Source organism: Alistipes sp. i18-0019-D1 (assembly GCF_042852885.1).
In the GTDB taxonomy this organism is placed as follows: Bacteria; Bacteroidota; Bacteroidia; order Bacteroidales; family Rikenellaceae; genus Alistipes.
Genome location: NZ_AP031424.1, coordinates 3126058 through 3143614, shown reverse-complemented (window position 1 = coordinate 3143614; position 17557 = coordinate 3126058). Strand labels below are relative to the sequence as shown.

Annotated in this window: 14 protein-coding genes; 5 read left to right on the top strand and 9 right to left on the bottom strand. The window is 61.6% G+C overall.

Annotated elements, in window-relative coordinates:
- Window positions 1–58: 58 nt before the first annotated feature.
- Window positions 59–1558, bottom strand: a complete 1500-nt coding sequence (locus ACGHP5_RS13100; RefSeq protein ID WP_337657332.1) for a peptide MFS transporter — start codon at window positions 1556–1558, stop codon at window positions 59–61.
- Window positions 1559–1738: 180 nt separating this feature from the next.
- On the opposite strand from ACGHP5_RS13100, the gene ACGHP5_RS13095 reads away from it, so the two are divergent.
- Window positions 1739–3775 carry an alpha-amylase family glycosyl hydrolase gene (locus ACGHP5_RS13095; RefSeq protein ID WP_290533045.1) on the top strand — a complete coding sequence of 679 codons (2037 nt, stop codon included), beginning with the start codon at window positions 1739–1741 and terminating at the stop codon, window positions 3773–3775.
- Window positions 3776–3823: 48 nt separating this feature from the next.
- The gene (locus tag ACGHP5_RS13090) at window positions 3824–4474 is read left to right on the top strand and encodes a hypothetical protein (protein WP_278422594.1); all 651 of its coding nucleotides are present in this window, start codon (window positions 3824–3826) and stop codon (window positions 4472–4474) included.
- Between the two features lie 70 nt (window positions 4475–4544).
- Here ACGHP5_RS13090 and tpx read toward each other — a convergent pair whose 3' ends face one another.
- The 7 genes from tpx to ACGHP5_RS13055 all read right to left on the bottom strand — a co-directional run bounded on the left by tpx (window position 4545) and on the right by ACGHP5_RS13055 (window position 13639).
- Window positions 4545–5054, bottom strand: coding sequence for a thiol peroxidase (gene tpx / locus ACGHP5_RS13085; RefSeq protein ID WP_337756628.1), 510 nt, complete (start codon window positions 5052–5054; stop codon window positions 4545–4547).
- Between the two features lie 106 nt (window positions 5055–5160).
- Window positions 5161–6471, bottom strand: a complete 1311-nt coding sequence (locus ACGHP5_RS13080; RefSeq protein ID WP_390567160.1) for an amidohydrolase — start codon at window positions 6469–6471, stop codon at window positions 5161–5163.
- 14 nt (window positions 6472–6485) lie between these two features.
- A complete protein-coding gene (locus ACGHP5_RS13075) occupies window positions 6486–6926 on the bottom strand; it encodes a DUF1573 domain-containing protein (protein ID WP_337657342.1) in 441 nt (146 codons plus the stop codon).
- 10 nt (window positions 6927–6936) lie between these two features.
- Window positions 6937–7626, bottom strand: coding sequence for a TonB family protein (locus tag ACGHP5_RS13070; RefSeq protein WP_390567158.1), 690 nt, complete (start codon window positions 7624–7626; stop codon window positions 6937–6939).
- Between the two features lie 146 nt (window positions 7627–7772).
- Window positions 7773–8177, bottom strand: coding sequence for an ExbD/TolR family protein (locus ACGHP5_RS13065; RefSeq protein ID WP_390567156.1), 405 nt, complete (start codon window positions 8175–8177; stop codon window positions 7773–7775).
- 6 nt (window positions 8178–8183) lie between these two features.
- The gene (locus ACGHP5_RS13060) at window positions 8184–8858 is read right to left on the bottom strand and encodes a MotA/TolQ/ExbB proton channel family protein (protein ID WP_022061887.1); all 675 of its coding nucleotides are present in this window, start codon (window positions 8856–8858) and stop codon (window positions 8184–8186) included.
- Between the two features lie 188 nt (window positions 8859–9046).
- On the bottom strand, window positions 9047–13639 hold the full coding sequence (locus tag ACGHP5_RS13055; RefSeq protein WP_390567154.1) for a translocation/assembly module TamB domain-containing protein: 4593 nt from the start codon (window positions 13637–13639) through the stop codon (window positions 9047–9049).
- A 61-nt stretch (window positions 13640–13700) separates the two neighbouring features.
- Between ACGHP5_RS13055 and tsaD the strand changes: the two genes are divergently transcribed.
- Together tsaD and ACGHP5_RS13045 are read left to right on the top strand one after the other, a co-directional pair.
- Entirely contained in the window at window positions 13701–14723 is a 1023-nt protein-coding gene (gene tsaD, locus ACGHP5_RS13050) for a tRNA (adenosine(37)-N6)-threonylcarbamoyltransferase complex transferase subunit TsaD (RefSeq protein ID WP_295904468.1), read from the top strand.
- Window positions 14724–14752: 29 nt separating this feature from the next.
- Window positions 14753–15643: a hypothetical protein gene (locus ACGHP5_RS13045; protein WP_390567151.1), complete on the top strand. Its 891-nt coding sequence runs from the start codon at window positions 14753–14755 to the stop codon at window positions 15641–15643.
- Window positions 15644–16424: 781 nt separating this feature from the next.
- On the opposite strand, the gene ACGHP5_RS13040 is transcribed toward ACGHP5_RS13045, so the two are convergent.
- The gene (locus ACGHP5_RS13040) at window positions 16425–17096 is read right to left on the bottom strand and encodes an XRE family transcriptional regulator (protein ID WP_295904472.1); all 672 of its coding nucleotides are present in this window, start codon (window positions 17094–17096) and stop codon (window positions 16425–16427) included.
- A gap of 141 nt (window positions 17097–17237) precedes the next feature.
- On the opposite strand from ACGHP5_RS13040, the gene ACGHP5_RS13035 reads away from it, so the two are divergent.
- A complete protein-coding gene (locus ACGHP5_RS13035; protein WP_337657670.1) occupies window positions 17238–17525 on the top strand; it encodes a hypothetical protein in 288 nt (95 codons plus the stop codon).
- The last annotated feature ends 32 nt before the right edge of the window (window positions 17526–17557 follow it).

Sequence of the window (17557 nt, the reverse complement as noted above, 5' to 3'; positions counted from 1 at the left end):
GAAAAAAAGCCGCCGCAGGAATCCTGCGGCGGCTTTGTCGGAAACGGGAACGTCCCGTCTATTTCGTGACCCGTTCGAGCCACTTGACCATGGCCAGCATGGCGAACATCGAGATGGCACAGACGATCACGAAAATGCTCCACGTCGCGGAGATCGAGATGCGCTTGTAGAGAATCGGGCCGATGAACAGCAGACCGTTGCCCAGTGCCGTGGCGCCCAGCCAGCAGCCCTGCATCAGGCCCTGGAGCTTCTGCGGAGCGACCTTCGACACGAACGAGAGGCCCAGCGGCGAAATGAACAGTTCGGCGATGGTCAGGATCAGGTAGGTGGCCACCAGCAGCCACGGCGTGACGCGCTCGGCGAACGAAAGACCGCCCTGCGCCTGCACTTCGGCGAGTTTAGGAAGTCCCAGCGACCCGAAGACCATCAGCACGTAGGCGAATGCGGCGATGCCCATGCCGATCGCGATCTTCATCGGGGTCGAAGGCTCCTTGCCGCGGTTGCGCAGCCAGGCGAACACGGCGATGATGACCGGCGTGAGGAACACCACGCAGAAGGGGTTGGCCGACTGGAAAATCTCGGCCGTGATGGGCATGCCGAAAATTTCGAGACGGGTGTAATCCTGCGCGAAGAGCGTCAGCGTCAGACCGTTCTGGTGGAACGAGAACCAGAAGAAGATCACGATGGCGAACACGGCGAACAGTGCGTAGAGGCGCTGTTTGATCTCACGCGCGTCCTGCTGGATTTCGGCCTTCGAAGGCGTCGCCTTGGAAGCGGCCGCAACCTTGGGATCGGGCAGCTTCTTCTTGTTGGCCAGGAAAACCACCAGCGAGAAGACCAGCGCCACGATAGCCACGCCGAACGCATAGTGGAATCCGGTGTTGAAGGCGTTGAGATAGCTCTGCGCGAAAACGCCCATGTCTGCGGGAACCCCGCCGATACTCACCTCGGCAGCCAGTTCGCTGAAACGGCCCTGGGCCACTTCGGGACTCATCGTGCCGCCGATATACTGGTGGCAGAGGGCCGAAAGGTCGGAGTTATAGAGGAATCCCTGCGTGCGGAGCCACCAGTTGCGCACGCCCACGGCGGCGAACGGTGCGAACATCGCGCCGATGTTGATGAACATGTAGAAAATCTGGAAACCCGTGTCGCGCAGTTTGGCATACTGTTCGTTGTCGTAAAGCTGTCCCACGAGCGCCTGGAGGTTACCTTTGAACAGGCCGTTGCCGAAGGCGATCACCATCAGGGCGCCGATCACCACGGCCTTCGAAGTAACGCTGGGAACCATCAGCGCGGCATACCCCACCGTCATCACCAGGATACCCGCGATGATCGTCCCCTTATAGTTGCGCAACCGGTCGGCGATCAGGCCGCCGACGAGCGCCAGAATGTAGATCGAGGTATAAAAAAACGAATAGATTTTCCCGGCCTGTTCGCCGTCGATACCGAACTTCGACATCAGGAACAGCGTCAGAATGGCCATCATGGTGTAGAAGCCGAAACGTTCGCCCGTATTGGCGAGAGCCGCGGCAATCAGACCTTTAGGTTGCTTGAGCATAGTAGAATAGGGTATTAGTAATGGATACGTTTTTTTGTTCGTGGACAAAGATAGAAAATTTTTCATATATTCAGTGTCGTAACGCCACTTTTATCAGTCGAAAAGTATTACCGAACCGGACACAATCCGGTTTTGAATCCATCCGGCTTTTTATTACCTTTGTAGAAAATCAACTCCTCTATGGAAAAAACGACCCGAAGACTTCCGATCGTCGAACGCGACGAATGGCTGCACCCCGTCGAGGCGCAGATGAACCTGCGCCATGAGCGGTACGAACGGAAAATGGCCGCCATCGAACGCTCGGCGGGATCGCTCGTAGACTACGCCAACGGCTACCGCTATTTCGGCTGGCAATGGGACGAGGCGCTGGACGGCTGGTGGCTGCGCGAGTGGCTGCCGGGGGCGCACGACGTCTACGTCTTCGGCGACTTCAACAACTGGCAGCGGACCGAAATCCGCATGCACAAAGATGCGGCGGGGGTCTGGAGCGCCTTTTTTCCCGCGGCGATGTACCGCGACCGGCTGCGGCACGGCTCGCTCTACAAAATCCACGTCCACGGCGACAACGGCTGGCTGGACCGCATCCCGGCCTACGCCACGCGCGTGGTGCAGGACGACGAGACCAAAAACTACACGGCGCAGTTCTGGAACCCCGCCGAGCCGTTCGACTGGCGGGGCGACGCGTTCGACGCCTCGAAGATCGGCAGCCTGCTGATTTACGAGGCCCACGTGGGCATGGCCCAGGAACGCGAGGGCGTGGGGACCTACCGCGAATTCACCGAAAAGATACTCCCGGTCATCAAAAAGGACGGCTACAACGCCGTGCAGCTGATGGCCGTGGCCGAGCACCCCTACTACGGGTCGTTCGGCTACCACGTGTCGAGTTTCTTCGCCCCCTCGTCGCGCTGCGGTACGCCCGAAGAGCTGAAGGAGCTGATCCGCCGCGCCCACGAGCTGGGGCTGGCCGTTATCATGGACCTGGTGCACGCCCACTACGTGAAAAACCTCAACGAGGGCATCAACTCCCTCGACGGAACCGACCATCTCTACTCGCCGCCGGGCGAGGCGGGCTACCAGCCCTACTGGGATTCGAAGCTCTTCGACTACGGCAAGGAGGAGGTGCAGCACTTCCTGCTGTCGAACGTCAAATACTGGCTCGACGAATTCCATTTCGACGGCTACCGCTTCGACGGCGTGACTTCGATGATCTACCACCACCACGGCTACGTCACGTTCGATTCGCGCGACCGCTTCTTCGACGAGGGGGTCAACGGGGACGCGCTCACCTACCTCACCCTTGCCAACCGCCTCGTGCACGACTTCCTTCCCCCGGCGGTGACCATCGCCGAGGACGTGAGCGGCATGCCGGGCATGTGCATCCCGATCGCCGACGGCGGCATCGGCTTCGACTACCGCCTGGGCATGGCCATCCCCGACTTCTGGATCAAGCAGCTGAAGGAGGTGCCCGACGAACAGTGGGACATCTGGGAGATGTGGTCGGTGATGACCGACCGCCTGCCCGAAGTCAAGACCGTGGCCTACGCCGAGTCGCACGACCAGGCGCTCGTCGGCGACAAGACCATCGCCTTCCGGCTGATGGACAAGGAGATGTATTTCCACATGGACCGAGCCTCGGAGAGCGTCGTCATCGACCGCGGCATGGCCCTGCACAAGATGATCCGCCTGATGACCCTCTCGACCGGCGGACAGGCCTACCTCAACTTCATGGGCAACGAGTTCGGGCATCCCGAGTGGATCGACTTCCCGCGCGAGGGCAACGGCTGGAGCTACGCCCACGCCCGGCGGCAGTGGTCGCTGGCGAAAAACGGGTTCCTGCGCTACGCGTGGCTGGGGGATTTCGACAAGGCGATGATCAAGCTGGCGAAAAAATACAGGATACTCGCCGACGGCTACGCCTTCAACCTGCTGATGGACGAGCACAACAAGACGATGGCCTTCTCGCACGGCGACCTGCTGTTCGTCTTCAACTGGCATCCCGCTGCCTCGATCCCCGACTACGAGCTTCCGGTGCAGGCCCCGGGCAAGTACGTGCCGGTGCTCTCGACCGACGAGCGCCGCTTCGGCGGGCAGGAACGGCAGTCGATGACGTCCGAACACTTCTCGTTCGACGCCGAAAAGGGCGACGGGCAGCGGCAGCCCCATATCCGCATCTACAACACCTCGCGCACGGCGACGGTCTACCTGCGAAAAAAGTAGTTACGCAACGACTATATTTTCCATTTTATTCACCAAAACAGATTTACTATGCCCAATGAAAACAGCAACGAAGTGTCTTTAAAGGAGTTGAGAGAAGGATTCTACAGATGCCGGCGGTTCGAAGTCACGAACCTATGGCGGAGGTCGTTCCTTCTTTCCATTTTTCTGGTCTTTTGTTTCACCGTTTACGGAGTGCTGGCGTCCGAAATCCTGACCGCCGGACCCGGAGCGTCCAACCTCCTGGCGCTGAACGAAGCCGCCTGCGCGGTGGCGCTGCTCGGAACGTCGTTCGCCCTGATCTGGATCATGATGGCCAAGGGGTCGAAAGCCTGGTACGAGGTCTACGAACGCTACATATTCGAGATCGAACGGGAGGAAGCCGAAGGACTGAAAATTCCGGAGCGCTATCGGCTGGGAGCCTTGTGCCGCCCCTGGGAGATGAACGGCAACCTCCTTTCGAAGAAGGCGGGCCGCTACTCCCCTTCGCGGCTCAACATTACGATCGGGTCGGTGATGCTGACGGCCTGGCTGGCCGCCGGACTCGTCCACTACATCGCCGGCGTCGCCCTTTACGCCGAAGGCCCTGCCGTCTGCTGGCAGCCGCCGATCCTCGCGCTCATCCCCGCCTCGTTCCTCGCCGTCCTCGTCACGGCGGCTCGCAACATGTGGGGCCGGAGCCGGTCGCTGGTAAAGCCCTGAAGCCGGATTCCCGGAAACGACAAAAGCGGACCCTGCGACAGGTCCGCTTTTTTTCGGCCGTCCCGGCGGCTTACTTCGCCAGTTCGCGCGCCATGGCGAGCGCCTTTTCGTAGTCGGGTTCGTGGGTGACCTCGGGCACGTACTCCACGTAGCGCACCACGTCGTCGCGGTCCACAACCACCACGCCGCGGGCCAGCAGGCGCAGGGAGTCGATCACGAAGCCGTACTTCATGCCGAAATCCAGCTCCTTGTAATCCGAGAAGACATGCACGCGGTCGATACCCTCGGCGGCGCAGAAGCGTTTCTGCGCGAAGGGCAGGTCGACCGACAGCGACACGACGACCACGTTGTCGCCCAGCTTCGACGCCTCACGGTTGAAGCGGATGTTCTGCAACGAGCAAACCGGGGTGTCGACCGACGGAAAGACGCTGTAAATGCGCACCTTGCCGTGGAAAACGTCCGACGAAACGGGTTGCAGTCCCGCATCGGTGACCGTAAATACGGGAGCGATCTCCCCCACTTTGCAGCGATTGCCGACAAGCGTCACGGGCTTGCCGCCGAAAGTTACCTTGTGATCCATAATTCGACAGTTTTTATAATCAGGTGGTTCTACGCAATTCCGATGCCACCCGGCCGCGAGCCGGATTTTCGGGACAGGGCGCTGCACGGCGTCCATCCGCAGCCGGTCATCGGCCGGCTTTAATTCGCGCGACGGCCGCCGCAACCCCGGCATAGAGCGCCGGCAGGTCGACGCCCGACACGCAGCGGTTCTCGACGACGATCCGTCCGTCCACGACCACCGTATCGACGTCCGAGGCCTTGCCGCAGTAGACCAGATTCGACACCACGTCGTTGACGGGCTGCAAATGGGGTTTCTGAAGGTCCACGACGATCAGATCGGCCAGCGCGCCCTCGCGGACGACGCCCAACTCGCCATCGGCATAACCCATCGCCCGCGCGCCGTTCACCGTCGCCAGCCGCAGCGCCTCCCAGGCCGGAAGGGCCACGGGATCGCCCGTCGCGGATTTTTGCAGGAAAGCCGCCGTGCGCACCTCCTCGAACATGTCGAGGTCATTGTTCGAGCAGGTTCCGTCCGTGCCGACCGTCACCAGCGCACCCGCGGCGCGCATCCGCTCGACGGGCGCCACGCCGCTCGATATTTTCATGTTGCTCTGCGGGTTGTGCGACACGGCGACGCCCCGCGCGGCGAGTGTCTCGATGTCGCTGTCGGTCACGTGGATGCAGTGCGCGCCGATGGTCTTCGGCCCCAGCAGTCCCAACCCGTCGAGGTGTTCGACCGAGGTTTTCCCGTACTTTTCGCGCACGATGCGCACCTCGTCCTGCGTCTCCGAGATATGGGTCATCAGATGCAGGCCGTATTTGTCCGCCAGCCGCTTGCCGCGCAGGAGGTTCTCGGGCGACACGGTATAGGGCGAATGGGGCGCCAGAGCGATCCGCACCCGGTCGCATCCGGCGGCCAGCCGCACGGCCTCCTCCGCCTGGGGCATCACCTCGTCGACGTTCGAATCGAAATAGTTGCAGCCCAGCATGGCGCGGATGCCCAGCCGCCGTACGGTCTCCACGCAGCGGTTTTCGAAATAGTACATGTCGACGAACGACGTCACGCCGCCCAGCAGCATCTCGACCACGCCGAGCGTCATGCCCAGCACCACGTCGTCCGCACTCTGGCGCGCCTCGAAGGGCCAGATATAGTCGTGGAGCCACTCCATCAGGGCGATGTCGTCGGCAAGGCTGCGTTGCAGGGTCATGGCCGCATGGCAGTGGGTGTTCACCAGCCCCGGCATCACGAGTTTGCCCCGGCAGTCGAACTCCCGAAGCCCGGGGTGCGCCGCGCGGAACCCCGCGGCGGCCGTTTCCGACTCCGTGACCAGCGCGATGCGGTTGCCGTCGACGCCCACCCAGCCCGCAAAGGTGCGGGGGGCGTTCCCGGCGGCCGTCATCGGCAGCACCGTCGCGTTTGAAAAAAGAATTGCCATAAATATAATGGTATTTATTTATACTTCACTTTCACCCTTTCGGTCTTGATCTTTCCGCGGGGCTGACCCTCGATCGAGTTGCCCTGCACGGTGATCACGTCGCGGCCGTCCACCGAATTGGAGTAGACCTGAATCACCTTGTTGAAGGCTCCCGGCTCGCTCTTATGGGGTTCGTAGGTGATGCGGATCACCCCCGAATCGGCCGGCTCCACGGGGCGCTTCGAGAACGACGCCTTGAGGCACGAACACGAAGTGATGACGCGCACCAGCACCAGCGGGGCCGTGCCGTCGTTGACGAACCGGAATTCGCGGACCAGGTCGCCGCCCTTGCGGGGCACGTCGCCGAAGTCGTAGGTCGCATTCTCCAGCTTCAGGTGCGCCCCCCTGGCGGGCTTCCCGGCATCGGCAGCCGTAAAACACAGGCAGCCGAAGATTGTCAGCAGTAGTATTTTCATCGTTCAAATTCTATTCCATGCGGAAAATATAGGTGATCGTGCCGCCCTGCACCGCGGCGCGGCTCTCGGTGAATCGCGCCTTGCGGGCCGCGGCTTTCGCCGCCTCGATCAGCTCAGCGGCGTCCGTCGTCGAGCCTTTGGGTTCGAACGAAGCCCCCGTGACCTTGCCCGAGGCGTCGACCGTCACGCGGATCACGACCTTGCCGCCCTTTTCGCCGGGATACGACGGCTTGGGCAGGTCGCCCACCAGCCCGCGTCCTTTCAGCCCCTGGTCCAACTGGTCCAGTCCGTCGGGATTCAGTCCCGGACCCGTGCCGCTCGCCTTGTCCTCGCCCTCCGGAGCGCGGGGATTGCCCGCATTGTCGGGTTCGTCCGCGCCGCCCTTGTTCATCCTGAACAGCGCCTTGGGGTTGGGCGTCTGCGTCACAGGATCCTTGCCCGCAACCTGCGCCGTCTGCTCCACGGGGGCTACAACGTCGTGCACGCGCGGCTCGTTGGCCACCTTCACGGGCCGTTTCGGCGGCTCGGGCACGGGCGGCTCGGTGAAGTCGACGAGAATCGTATCGCCGGGTTTCTCCACCACCCGCGAAACGTCGAACGACACCAGCGCGAACGAGCCGACCAGCAGCACGCCGTAGGCCGCCGCCGCAATCATCGCCCACCTCCGCGGGGATTTATTATCGGGATCGTAATAATACATAAGCGTAATTTCACCAACATTCGGAAACGTCCTTTGCCGCAAAGCGGCACCAAGTCCCCTCCGAGGAGGGGATTTAGGGGTGGGTCAGACTTGCAAACGACGCCGAAGGCGGCGACAGCAGCGGTCGGAACCCCGCATACCTCCCGTTATCTCGGATTTGTCGCTAATATTAATTTGTAATTATTGTCCTTGGCGATGTTCATGACCTTCACCACCTCGTCCACCGCAACCGTCTTGTCGCAGTGAAGCGACACCGTGGCGTCCTTCTGACCGTCGAGGCGTGCCTTCAGCGCCCGCTCCACCCCCTCGATGCCCTGCACCTTCTGCAACTCCACGTAGTAGTTGTACGACGGGCCGCTCTGCTGGATCGACACCGTGGTCATCGCCTTGTCCTTCAACTGGTTCGAACTCTTCGGGAGCATCAGTTTCAGGGCATTGGGATTGATCAGCGTGGTGGCGATCAGCAGGAACAGCAGCAGCAGGAACATCAGGTCGGTCATCGACGAGGCCGAGAACGATTTATCGACTTTCGATCCGTGTTTGATTGCCATAATGCGTTATTTTTGAACGGGTTGATTCAGAATATCCATAAACGCGATCGAGTTGGCCTCCATCTGGAACACCAGCTTCTCGATGCGCGCCACAAGGTAGTTGTATCCGAAGTAGGCCGGGATGCCGACGATAAGACCCATCACGGTGGTCACCATCGCCACGTACATACCGCTCGACAGCAGCCCCAGGTCGACCGTGCCGCCCGCGGCGGACATGTCCATGAAGGTCTGCACCATGCCGAGCACCGTACCGAGGAAACCGATCATCGGCGCGCCGCCGGCGATCGTGGCCAGGAACGGAAGGCCGTTTTCGAGTTTCGAGACCTCGAGGTTGGCGACGTTCTCGATGGCGGTCTGCACGTCGCTCATCGGACGCCCGATGCGCTCGATACCCTTCTCGATCATGCGTGCGATAGGCGTGTCGGTCTTCTTGCAGAGGTTCACGGCCGTCGAGATCTTGCCGTCGGAGATGTAGTCGCGGATGCGGTTCATGAAGTTCATGTCCAGCACCGAAGCCTTGCGGATGGCCATGAAACGCTCCACGAAGATAAAGATCGTCACGCCTCCCAGCGCCAGCAGCGGCCACATCAGCCAGCCGCCTTTGGTAAACAGGGTCCACAAGCCCATACGGGTCTCCTCACTTACGGCCACCGCCTCGGCGGCCTGCAAAAATGTTGTCATAATGGTTTACGATATTTAAGTTTACAAGTTTTCTATTCCTTACCTCGTTTTCGAACGCTGTCATCGCCGCCTTTGGCGGCGTTTACAAATCCGACCCCGCCCCGGCCCTCCCCCGGGGAGGGAGATGGCGTACGCTTCGCCCGGTCGGTATAAGATTGTATATGATCACATTATGAATTATGAATTTATTAGTCCTCTTCCTCTTTAACGTATCCGAACGGCGAAAGCGTATCCGCCGGTTCGCGCAGGCGTTTCTTTTCCGCCTCCTCGGCCGCCTTTTCGGCCGCGCGGGCCGTACGGCGGGCGATGCGCCGCGCCTTGCGCTTCTTGTTGGTAAAACGCTCTTTGATCCGCTGCCGCAGGTCGCGCAGGTTGTTGAAATCCTCCTTGAAATAGACGCCGATGCCGGTCTCCTGCAAACCCTGGTTCTCGTCGAAGCGGTCGATGGTCTGCGTGAAGGCTTTCAGTTTGAGCGTCCCGGCCCGGTCGATCAGGTAGGTGATGTAGGCCTCGCCCATGAAATTGGACATCGAACTGTTCACGGCCTGCTTGTTGTCGATCAGGTAGTTGCCCTCGACCTCGACGAACAGGCGGTTGTTGATCAGGCTCTTCGACAGTCCGAAATCGACCTCGTCGCTCGTCAGTTCCGACTTGGGGCGGTAACGGATCACCACGTTGTAGTCGGACGACGAAAGCCAGTTGCTGACCATGTTCGACACGAACTCCAGTCCCGTGGCCGCCGACACCGAGCTGCCGATGTTCGACGAGGCCTGCGACGAGTTCTCGGACATGAAGCTGTTGAACAGCAGCAGGTAGAGAAACTGCGTATCGACCGTTTCGGGGGTCGAGAGGGCGTTGGCGATCAGGCTCTGCGTCTCGGGGTCGGAGCCGGGCACCCGCACGTCGAAGGTGATCGTGGGGTTCGAAAGCCGCTCGCCGAGGTGGATGACGCACTCCACGGGGACCGAACGGTCGCCCCCGAGGTCGGCCGTGCCCTGCAGGAGGGGTTGCAGCGACGCCTTGACCTTGTACACGGCGTCGATGTCGAGCATCGCGTTCATCGGCGACCCGGTCCACTGGATCGACGAGCCGCTCTCGATGGTGAAGCGTTTGTTGATGATCTGCTGGAGCGACAGCATGAAACTGCCCTCGGCGATCGTATAGTCGCCGTAGATCTCGAAAATATTGGCCTTGGGGTTGATCTGGAGGTTCAGCGCGCCCGCGCCGCGCCCCTTCACCGTGTTGCCCGCCACTTCGAGTTCGACCTCGGCATCGGGCCGCACGTCGAGCGCGAGGGTGATGTTCATCTGACTCCCGGCCTCGGATTTCTGACGGTGCTTGCGCTCGAAGGAGAGTTTCTTGCGCGCCACGTCGTCGAGCGTATCGGCCTGCTCGGGCTGCTCGAAGACCACGAAATCGGCGTTCGAAATGTTCGACTTGCTCGACAGCGGCATCACGAACGAGGAGTTGCCGTCGGTCGACGCCGTGATGTCCATGTTCACCGCCCCCTTGTCGCCCGAGATGCGGGCCGCGCCTGTGGCGTAGACCCTGCCGTAGAACGCGTCGTTGTCGTCGGAGTCGGTGTCGAGCACCAGCATCTGCTGCGGGGCCACGCGCACGTCGTAGGAGATATTCGAAAGGTGCTGGAGGCTCATGTCGAAATCGAACCGTCCCCGGTTGCCCCGTGGATCGAAAATCGGGACGTTCGAAGCCCTGAACCGGTTGTTCTTCACGTTCAGTACGGCCTCGGGCATCGAGTAGGTCACCTGCGTGAAATCGACCGTGGTTTTCAGTCCCGCGACGCGGATTTCGCCTTCGAGTTCGGCTTTGCGGCCCTGGCCTTGCAGCGTGAGATCGGCCGAGGCCACGCCCTCGGTCGAGGAGACGACGCCCGCGAGAATCGGGTCCAGCAGCGCCATGTCGAGACTGTCGACATCCAGCCGGGCGAAATAGCGGTTGCGGTCGGGAGCGTAGAAACCGCGGATAAGCGTGTCGCGTCTGACGCGGTCGGCGACCGTCACCCCGGCGCGGCTGCGGGCGAAATCCCAGCGCGAGGTGAGACGCATCGGCGGCGCGGGGATATCGTTGACCTCCACGCTGTCGAGCAGGATGTCGGCCGTGACCTCGCCGCCGCGCAGCACCGACTTCATCGCCGCCGAACCGTTCGTGCGGCCCTCGATGTAGTAGCCCATGCGCTCGGCGACCTGCGCGAAGGGCGCCAGGTCGAAATTGCGCAGCGAGAGCGTCACCGAATCCTCGCGGCTGCGCGAGGCGATGCCGTCGAGCAGCAGCTCCTGCTCGCGGTTCATCACGAAAAACTTGTCGATCACGACCTGCGCGGTGTCCAGCAGGATTTTGTGGGCGTAAATCTGCCAGGTCTTGCTGCCTCGGGTGATGTGTGAGGGGAGGATCTGCAGGTCGACGACGCGGCCGTTGGGTCCGTGCTCGTCAGCCACCGCGGCGCGGAAGCCCACGAGGCCCGAGACGCGTCGCAGGGTGTCGTCGAAACCCGCCGAGAGCTGCACGCGGTTCTGCCTCGCACCGCCCGTCAGCGAGAGGCGCGGGAGATGCAGCACCCCGGCATAGAGATCCTCGGCCGAGGCGTAGACCGCCAGCGAGTCGCCGCGGTTCGAGGCGTTGACCGAGAGGCGCGTGGCGAGCATGCGCCGGCGCTCGATGTATTCCGATGTGGCCTTGAGCGACAACTGGTCGCTGGCCGGATTGAACAACAGTTGCAGCGACGATCCGTCGGCGATCTGAAGTCCCGTCGACACGGCGTCGGCCACGGGGTTGAAGTTGCGGATGTTGACCGACAGCAGCGAGAAGTCGTTGGCCACGGCGGCCTTGCGCTCCGAAGGCGTCTCCTCCCACTTTTCGCGGCTCAACATCGGCAGGTATTTCCACGCGCTCCGGCGCAGGTACTCGAAGACGGTGCGGTAGCTGGTTTTCGACCGGAACGTGACGTCGGCGAAGTCCGAGCGCAGTTCCACGAACTTGCTCCGCTCGGAGTTCTCGCCCGTGACGGTCATGCTGGCGGCCGCGATCTCCTTGTCGTTGTAGCGGTAGCGGGCGTCGGTCACCTGGATGCGGCCGTTCAGGTCGTCGAGCGAACGCCCTCCGGCGGCAGCGACGATGCGGCCCGAAAGCTGCGACACCGAGTCGCGGCGGTTGACGTGCAGCCGGGCCAGGTCGGCGTGCCGCAGGTCCATCGTGAAGTCGTAGCGCGGCACGGAGTCGTTCAGGTCGACCATGCCGAAGAAGTCGAAGTCGAGGTTGGGATCGCGGGCCGTGATACGTCCGTCGAACTCGCGGTTGCGCAGGCGGCCGTCGAGCCGCAGCGAGTCGTAGACATAGCCATTGAACCCCAGCTGCGTGACGTTGCCCGCGACGTTGGCGTCGGCCATTCCCTTGCCGATCACGCCGTCGACATAGGCCGTGAGGGTGGCGTTGCCCAGCAGATCGCGACGGTCGAGCAGTTCGCCCAACCGGAGGTTGCGCGTCTCGACGTCGCCCCGCACGCTGCTCAAACCGCCCTTGAGCGGGTTCAGCTTCAGGTTGCAGGAGACGTCGCCCACCTCCGTCGCGGCACCCAGCTGCATGTCGAACGACGAGAGCAGTCCCCGGAAACGGGCATTGAGGTCGATCTGCCCGGAGTTGCCCAGCACGCCGACCAGCTTGTCCGAGAGTTTGCGGCCCGCGATGGCGAGGGCCAGTTCGTCCACCGCCCCGGCCGAGGAGCGCAGGCGGGGAACCGACAGGTCGAAACGGGTCTTCCGGATGTCGGGAAGCCCCTTCACCGAGGCGTCGGCCACGAGCGTCGTCCCCTCGCCGATCTGCATGCTTCTGATCCGGCCCGTGAAATCGGACACCACGCCGGCCACCTCGACGTTGACGTCGGTGAAATCCACGTGCCAGTCGCGGAGCTTCGGGGCGAAAAAGGCGATGTCGTCGGTCGAAACGGTCGTATTGCGCATCGAGGCGTCGATGCGCACCTCGCCGATGAAATCCTTGTACTGCGCCCACGAATCGCCGGCCAGCGAGACGAACGGAAAGTTGACGTTCGAATGCGGGGTGATGATCGAGGCGTTCTCGAAGCCCAGGCAGCCCTGCGTCATGTAGAACCGCCCGGCCAGGTGGTCCAGCACGAAGCCGCTGCGCTCGCGGGCCGAGAAGGCCGCGATGGAGGTGTAGATGGCCTGCCCGTCGATCGTGAAGTCGTCCACGCGGGCCGTGATGCCGTAGAGGTGCATGTGCGAGAAGTCGATGCCGTACTCCGGGTCGCGGCGGTCGAGCCGTTCGAGGCAGAGGTCCATGTTCTCGATGGAGGCCTTCTTCAGCGAGAGGCGGAAATTGCCCTTCTTGGGTTTGTCGGGATCGGAAATGCGGTCGACGATCTGTTTGACGTTCATCTCCCCGCCGGGCGTCTGCCGCAGGTAGAGCCTCGCGTCGGCGATCTCGCCGCAGCTCAGCTCCAACCCGCCGCCGAAAATGCCGAAACTCGTGATGAAGGCGTCGAGCTTCCCGACGTAGAGCAGCGTATCGCGCTGGTAATCCTCGACGTAGAAGCCCTTCACCCTGACTTTCGAAAAGATGCCGATGTCCACGCGGTCGATCGACACGGTGGTCTCCAGCTTGCGCGAAACGAAACGTGCGGCCTTGTGCACCGCGTAGTTCTGCACGGCGGGAATGTCGAGCAGCAGCGAGAGCACCACGGGAACGATTATCAGCAACAAAACCGCCGCCGAGAACACCTTTCCCAATATTTTTATACCTTTGCGCATCAGGAGTCCTATATAACCTGCAAATTTAGCGAAAATAGTTAAAAAACAATTATAATTCCGGATGGATATTACAATTCTCGGCATCGAATCCTCGTGCGACGACACCTCTGCCGCCGTGCTCCGCAACAACGTGCTGCTGTCGAACGTCATTGCCTCCCAGGCGGTTCACGTCAAATACGGCGGCGTGATCCCCGAACTGGCCTCGCGGGCCCACCAGCAGAACATCATCCCCGTCGTGGACACGGCGCTCAAGGACGCGGGCGTCACCGCCGACCGGATCGACGCCATCGCCTTCACGCGCGGCCCGGGACTGGTGGGATCGCTGCTCGTGGGGGTGTCGTTCACCAAGGGGCTTTCGATCGCCCGCAATATCCCGATGGTCGAGGTCAACCACCTGCAGGGGCACATCCTCTCGCACTTCATCGACCTTCGGGACCGCACGCTGCCCCATCCGGACTTTCCGTTCCTGTGCCTTCTGGTGAGCGGCGGACACACGCAGATCGTGCGCGTGGACTCCCCGCTCGAAATGGAGATCATCGGCACGACGATCGACGACGCCGCAGGCGAAGCCTTCGACAAGTGCGCCAAGGTGATGGGGCTGCCCTACCCGGGCGGCCCGGTGATCGACCGTCTGGCCAGGGAGGGCGATCCGAAGGCATTCCGCTTCGCGCATCCCCGCGTCGAGGGCTACGACTATTCGTTCTCGGGCCTGAAAACCTCGTTCCTCTACACGCTGCGCGACGCCGTGGCCGCAGACCCCGACTTCATCGAGCGGCACAAGGCCGGCCTCTGCGCCTCGCTGCAATCCACGATCGTCGAAATCCTGCTGGACAAACTCATCCGCGCCTCGAAGGAGACGGGCATCCGCGACATCGCCATCGCGGGCGGCGTCTCTGCCAACTCGGGCCTGCGCGACGGCATCGCCGAAGCGGGCCGCCGGCGCGGCTGGCGGACGTTCCTTCCGGAGTTCAAGTTCACGACCGACAACGCGGCGATGATCGCCATGGCGGGCTACTACCGCTACCGCGAGGGCGAATTCGCCTCGCTCGACGTCTCGCCCGTGGCGCGGCTCGAAGAGTTGTAACGCTACCCACTCACAAAAAAAATAATTTTATGCAAACATTCAGATTCACGCGGGCCTTCGCAGGCCTGCTGTTGCTGGCGTCCGCCTTTACCACGACCGCCTGCAGCAGCGACGACGACAAAAACACGGCGACGCTGACGGTCGGCACGGACAACATCCTGCTGGGCGCCGAAGCCGGCGCCTCGGAGACCTTCACCGTCACGACCGCCGCCGCCTGGAAGGCCGTGGCATCCGGCGGGGGCTTCTCGCTCGACAGGACCGAAGGCACGGGCGACGCGACCATCCGCGTAACCGCCGCGGCAGCCGGTGCGAACGGCGAAGAGAAGCGGCTCGGCAGCATCGCGATCACGGCCACGGGCGTCGACGGGGTGAAAACCGTCACCGTCAGCCAAGAGGGAGCCAAGCCCGCACCCACGCCGGGCGACGTAACCCTGATCGTCGATTTCACGCAGGGAGCGTCGGTCACCACCCCCGAACTGCCTCCCTATTCGAAGGACAATTTCACGACCGGGCGCCACGAATACACCGTCAAGGGATACCAGTTCGCCATCTTCGTCGACAAAGCCGAAGGCGGCAAATTCTACTGGATCGACAACACGCAGTTCAGCGAAAATATCCCGGAGCCGAACAAAGGTTTGTTTTTTAGCAAATTGGGTGCTTACGTCGAATTTCCGGCCATTCAGGGCAAAACGCTTTCGGAAGTCCGCTATCTGCCTACGACCCAACAGAACGACGTCGAGTTGGAACTGATGGGCGCAGACGGCTCGGAAGCGCAGTATTCGCTCGACTTCGACACCGACGGCACGTGGGTTTACACGCTGATCGAAGCCCGGGCGGGCATACGGTACCGGATCGAGATCACCAACACGAAGAATGCGCAGCTGGCGAAACTCATGCTCGTCTACTCCGCCGCGGAATAGCGCACCTTCCTGCCGGAGTTCAGGTTCACGACCGGCAACGCGGCGATGATCGCCATGACAGGCTGCCACCGCTACCGCGAGGGTGAATTCGCCTCGCCCGAGGTTTCGTCCGCGGCGCGGCCCGAAGAGTTGTAACAGTCCCCCCCCCAAAAAGTCCGGATGCGCAGACATTCGGATTTTTTATTGTCTATATTTGCATTATGTCCGCAATAGCGGGCCGCTTGACCAAACTTGGAAATCTGGTATATTTTTAGAGAGGTCGAGTACATATTCCTGCTGTTTGCGGCCCCGCGCCGCTACGGGCACGGGATATGATCCTACGTCACAACGGCGCCGTCCGGGCCGCCGTCTCCGCAGCGGTATCTGCCTTTACGACGACGAGCGGCTGCAATTCGTTCTGCGCGCCTCGGGGCCTACGGTCGAACAGTTCGCCCGCGAAGGGTGTGCATGCGGCATTGCCGCATGTTGCAGTCCTTCGCAGCCGGGGGCTTCGGGCTGCCGGACTTGCCCGGCAAATCCGGGAAACGAGGTGTGTTCAGATTTGTGCGTATCGCACCGCTTCGGCGATTCTTGTGGCGGGCGGTTTCTGCTTTATTTGCCTCGCTCCGCTCCACATGCGTTTCGCGCCGCTTCGGCGATTCGCTCCTGACGGCGGCAATGGAAAATCGCGTCGCATTGCGATCCCGGAAACAACAGGGAGCGGCATTGCGTGTAAACCCGCTGTCACCCCCCCCCTGTTGTTTCCGGCAATCTTCGATTGCGCGATTTTCCGCAGTTCTTGCTAACGGATCGAATTCATCCTGATACTCGCCTTCACGAGTGCGATGGCGCGTATGCGCGAGATCTCCACGTCCTTGTCGGCGTGGTGCTGGTTCTGGCTCACGAGTTTCACGTAGCCTGCGCGGTCGGACTTCTGAATGTACTTCACCGTCACGTACTCCTCGCCGTCGATGTCGATCGACAGCAGGTACATGTCGCCCCAGAAGATGTCGTTTATGTCGCGCAGCTGCTTGTACAGCACGATGTCGCCGCTCTTGAGCAGCGGGTACATCGAGTCGCCGACGATGTAGATCGCCCCGTCGCATTTCGGGAGGTTGGGAATGTGGATGAAGTTGACGGGTTTGCTCTGCGCCCGGTCGGTGAACAGCGGGACCAGCCCCGCCGTGCCCTCGATCGAATAGAGGGGCACGCTTTGCAGCGGCAGCGAGTTGTCCGTGCGGTGCATGTAGGCCGTCAGGTCGGGTTCGGCGTTGAACATGTTGCCCTTGCCTGTTTCGATCCAGTCGGGATTCACGTTCAATTCCTGAACCAGGATATTGCGGTTGCGGGCCGACAGTCCCGCCTTGCCGGTTTCGATCATCGACAGCGCCGCTTTGCCGATTCCAAGCCGTTGTGCCAGTTGCTCTTGCGTCATGCCGAGCTGTTTGCGTATCAGTTTTACCCGTTCGTTCATCGCTTTGCTATCGGAATTATCTATATAAAATATTTGAACTTTATTGCACGTAATTCAAATTTTGAACCTATCTTTGCCCTGCAAAGTTAAACAATTTATTTTCTTTTGCAAACTCTTTTGCAAAAAAACGATTAATTATCAATGATGTATTCGGTTTCATCGGAACTTTACCTTGAAGTGGCCGCGCGTCTTGCGGAGGCCATCGGCGGCGGAAGTTACTTTTCAGGCTCGCTCACGTTCCCCTTCGGCGATATGGAGTGCCGGCTTACGGCCTCGGTGATCGTCTACCGGCGGCGCGAGCGGCTCCCCGAGGGCGACCGCGACGCGATTGCGGACCTGGTTCCCGTCTGGTGGGAGTTTCACACCGCCGTCAACGGCGGCGAGGTGCTGAACGACTTCTCGTTTTCCGAGGTGCGCGCGCTCCTCTGACCTGCCGCCGCGCTCCGGCCCTCCTTCCCCGG

Excerpts from the sequence above, each read along its gene's own strand:
- ACGHP5_RS13040 (WP_295904472.1), bottom strand. The coding sequence starts at position 17,096 with ATGAACGAACGGGTAAAACTGATACGCAAACAGCTCGGCATGACGCAA.
- ACGHP5_RS13080 (WP_390567160.1), bottom strand. The coding sequence starts at position 6,471 with ATGGCAATTCTTTTTTCAAACGCGACGGTGCTGCCGATGACGGCCGCC.
- ACGHP5_RS13070 (WP_390567158.1), bottom strand. The coding sequence starts at position 7,626 with ATGTATTATTACGATCCCGATAATAAATCCCCGCGGAGGTGGGCGATG.
- ACGHP5_RS13065 (WP_390567156.1), bottom strand. The coding sequence starts at position 8,177 with ATGGCAATCAAACACGGATCGAAAGTCGATAAATCGTTCTCGGCCTCG.
- tpx (WP_337756628.1), bottom strand. The coding sequence starts at position 5,054 with ATGGATCACAAGGTAACTTTCGGCGGCAAGCCCGTGACGCTTGTCGGC.
- ACGHP5_RS13095 (WP_290533045.1), top strand. The coding sequence starts at position 1,739 with ATGGAAAAAACGACCCGAAGACTTCCGATCGTCGAACGCGACGAATGG.
- ACGHP5_RS13060 (WP_022061887.1), bottom strand. The coding sequence starts at position 8,858 with ATGACAACATTTTTGCAGGCCGCCGAGGCGGTGGCCGTAAGTGAGGAG.
- ACGHP5_RS13100 (WP_337657332.1), bottom strand. The coding sequence starts at position 1,558 with ATGCTCAAGCAACCTAAAGGTCTGATTGCCGCGGCTCTCGCCAATACG.
- ACGHP5_RS13055 (WP_390567154.1), bottom strand. The coding sequence starts at position 13,639 with ATGCGCAAAGGTATAAAAATATTGGGAAAGGTGTTCTCGGCGGCGGTT.
- ACGHP5_RS13075 (WP_337657342.1), bottom strand. The coding sequence starts at position 6,926 with ATGAAAATACTACTGCTGACAATCTTCGGCTGCCTGTGTTTTACGGCT.
- ACGHP5_RS13090 (WP_278422594.1), top strand. The coding sequence starts at position 3,824 with ATGCCCAATGAAAACAGCAACGAAGTGTCTTTAAAGGAGTTGAGAGAA.
- tsaD (WP_295904468.1), top strand. The coding sequence starts at position 13,701 with ATGGATATTACAATTCTCGGCATCGAATCCTCGTGCGACGACACCTCT.
- ACGHP5_RS13035 (WP_337657670.1), top strand. The coding sequence starts at position 17,238 with ATGATGTATTCGGTTTCATCGGAACTTTACCTTGAAGTGGCCGCGCGT.
- ACGHP5_RS13045 (WP_390567151.1), top strand. The coding sequence starts at position 14,753 with ATGCAAACATTCAGATTCACGCGGGCCTTCGCAGGCCTGCTGTTGCTG.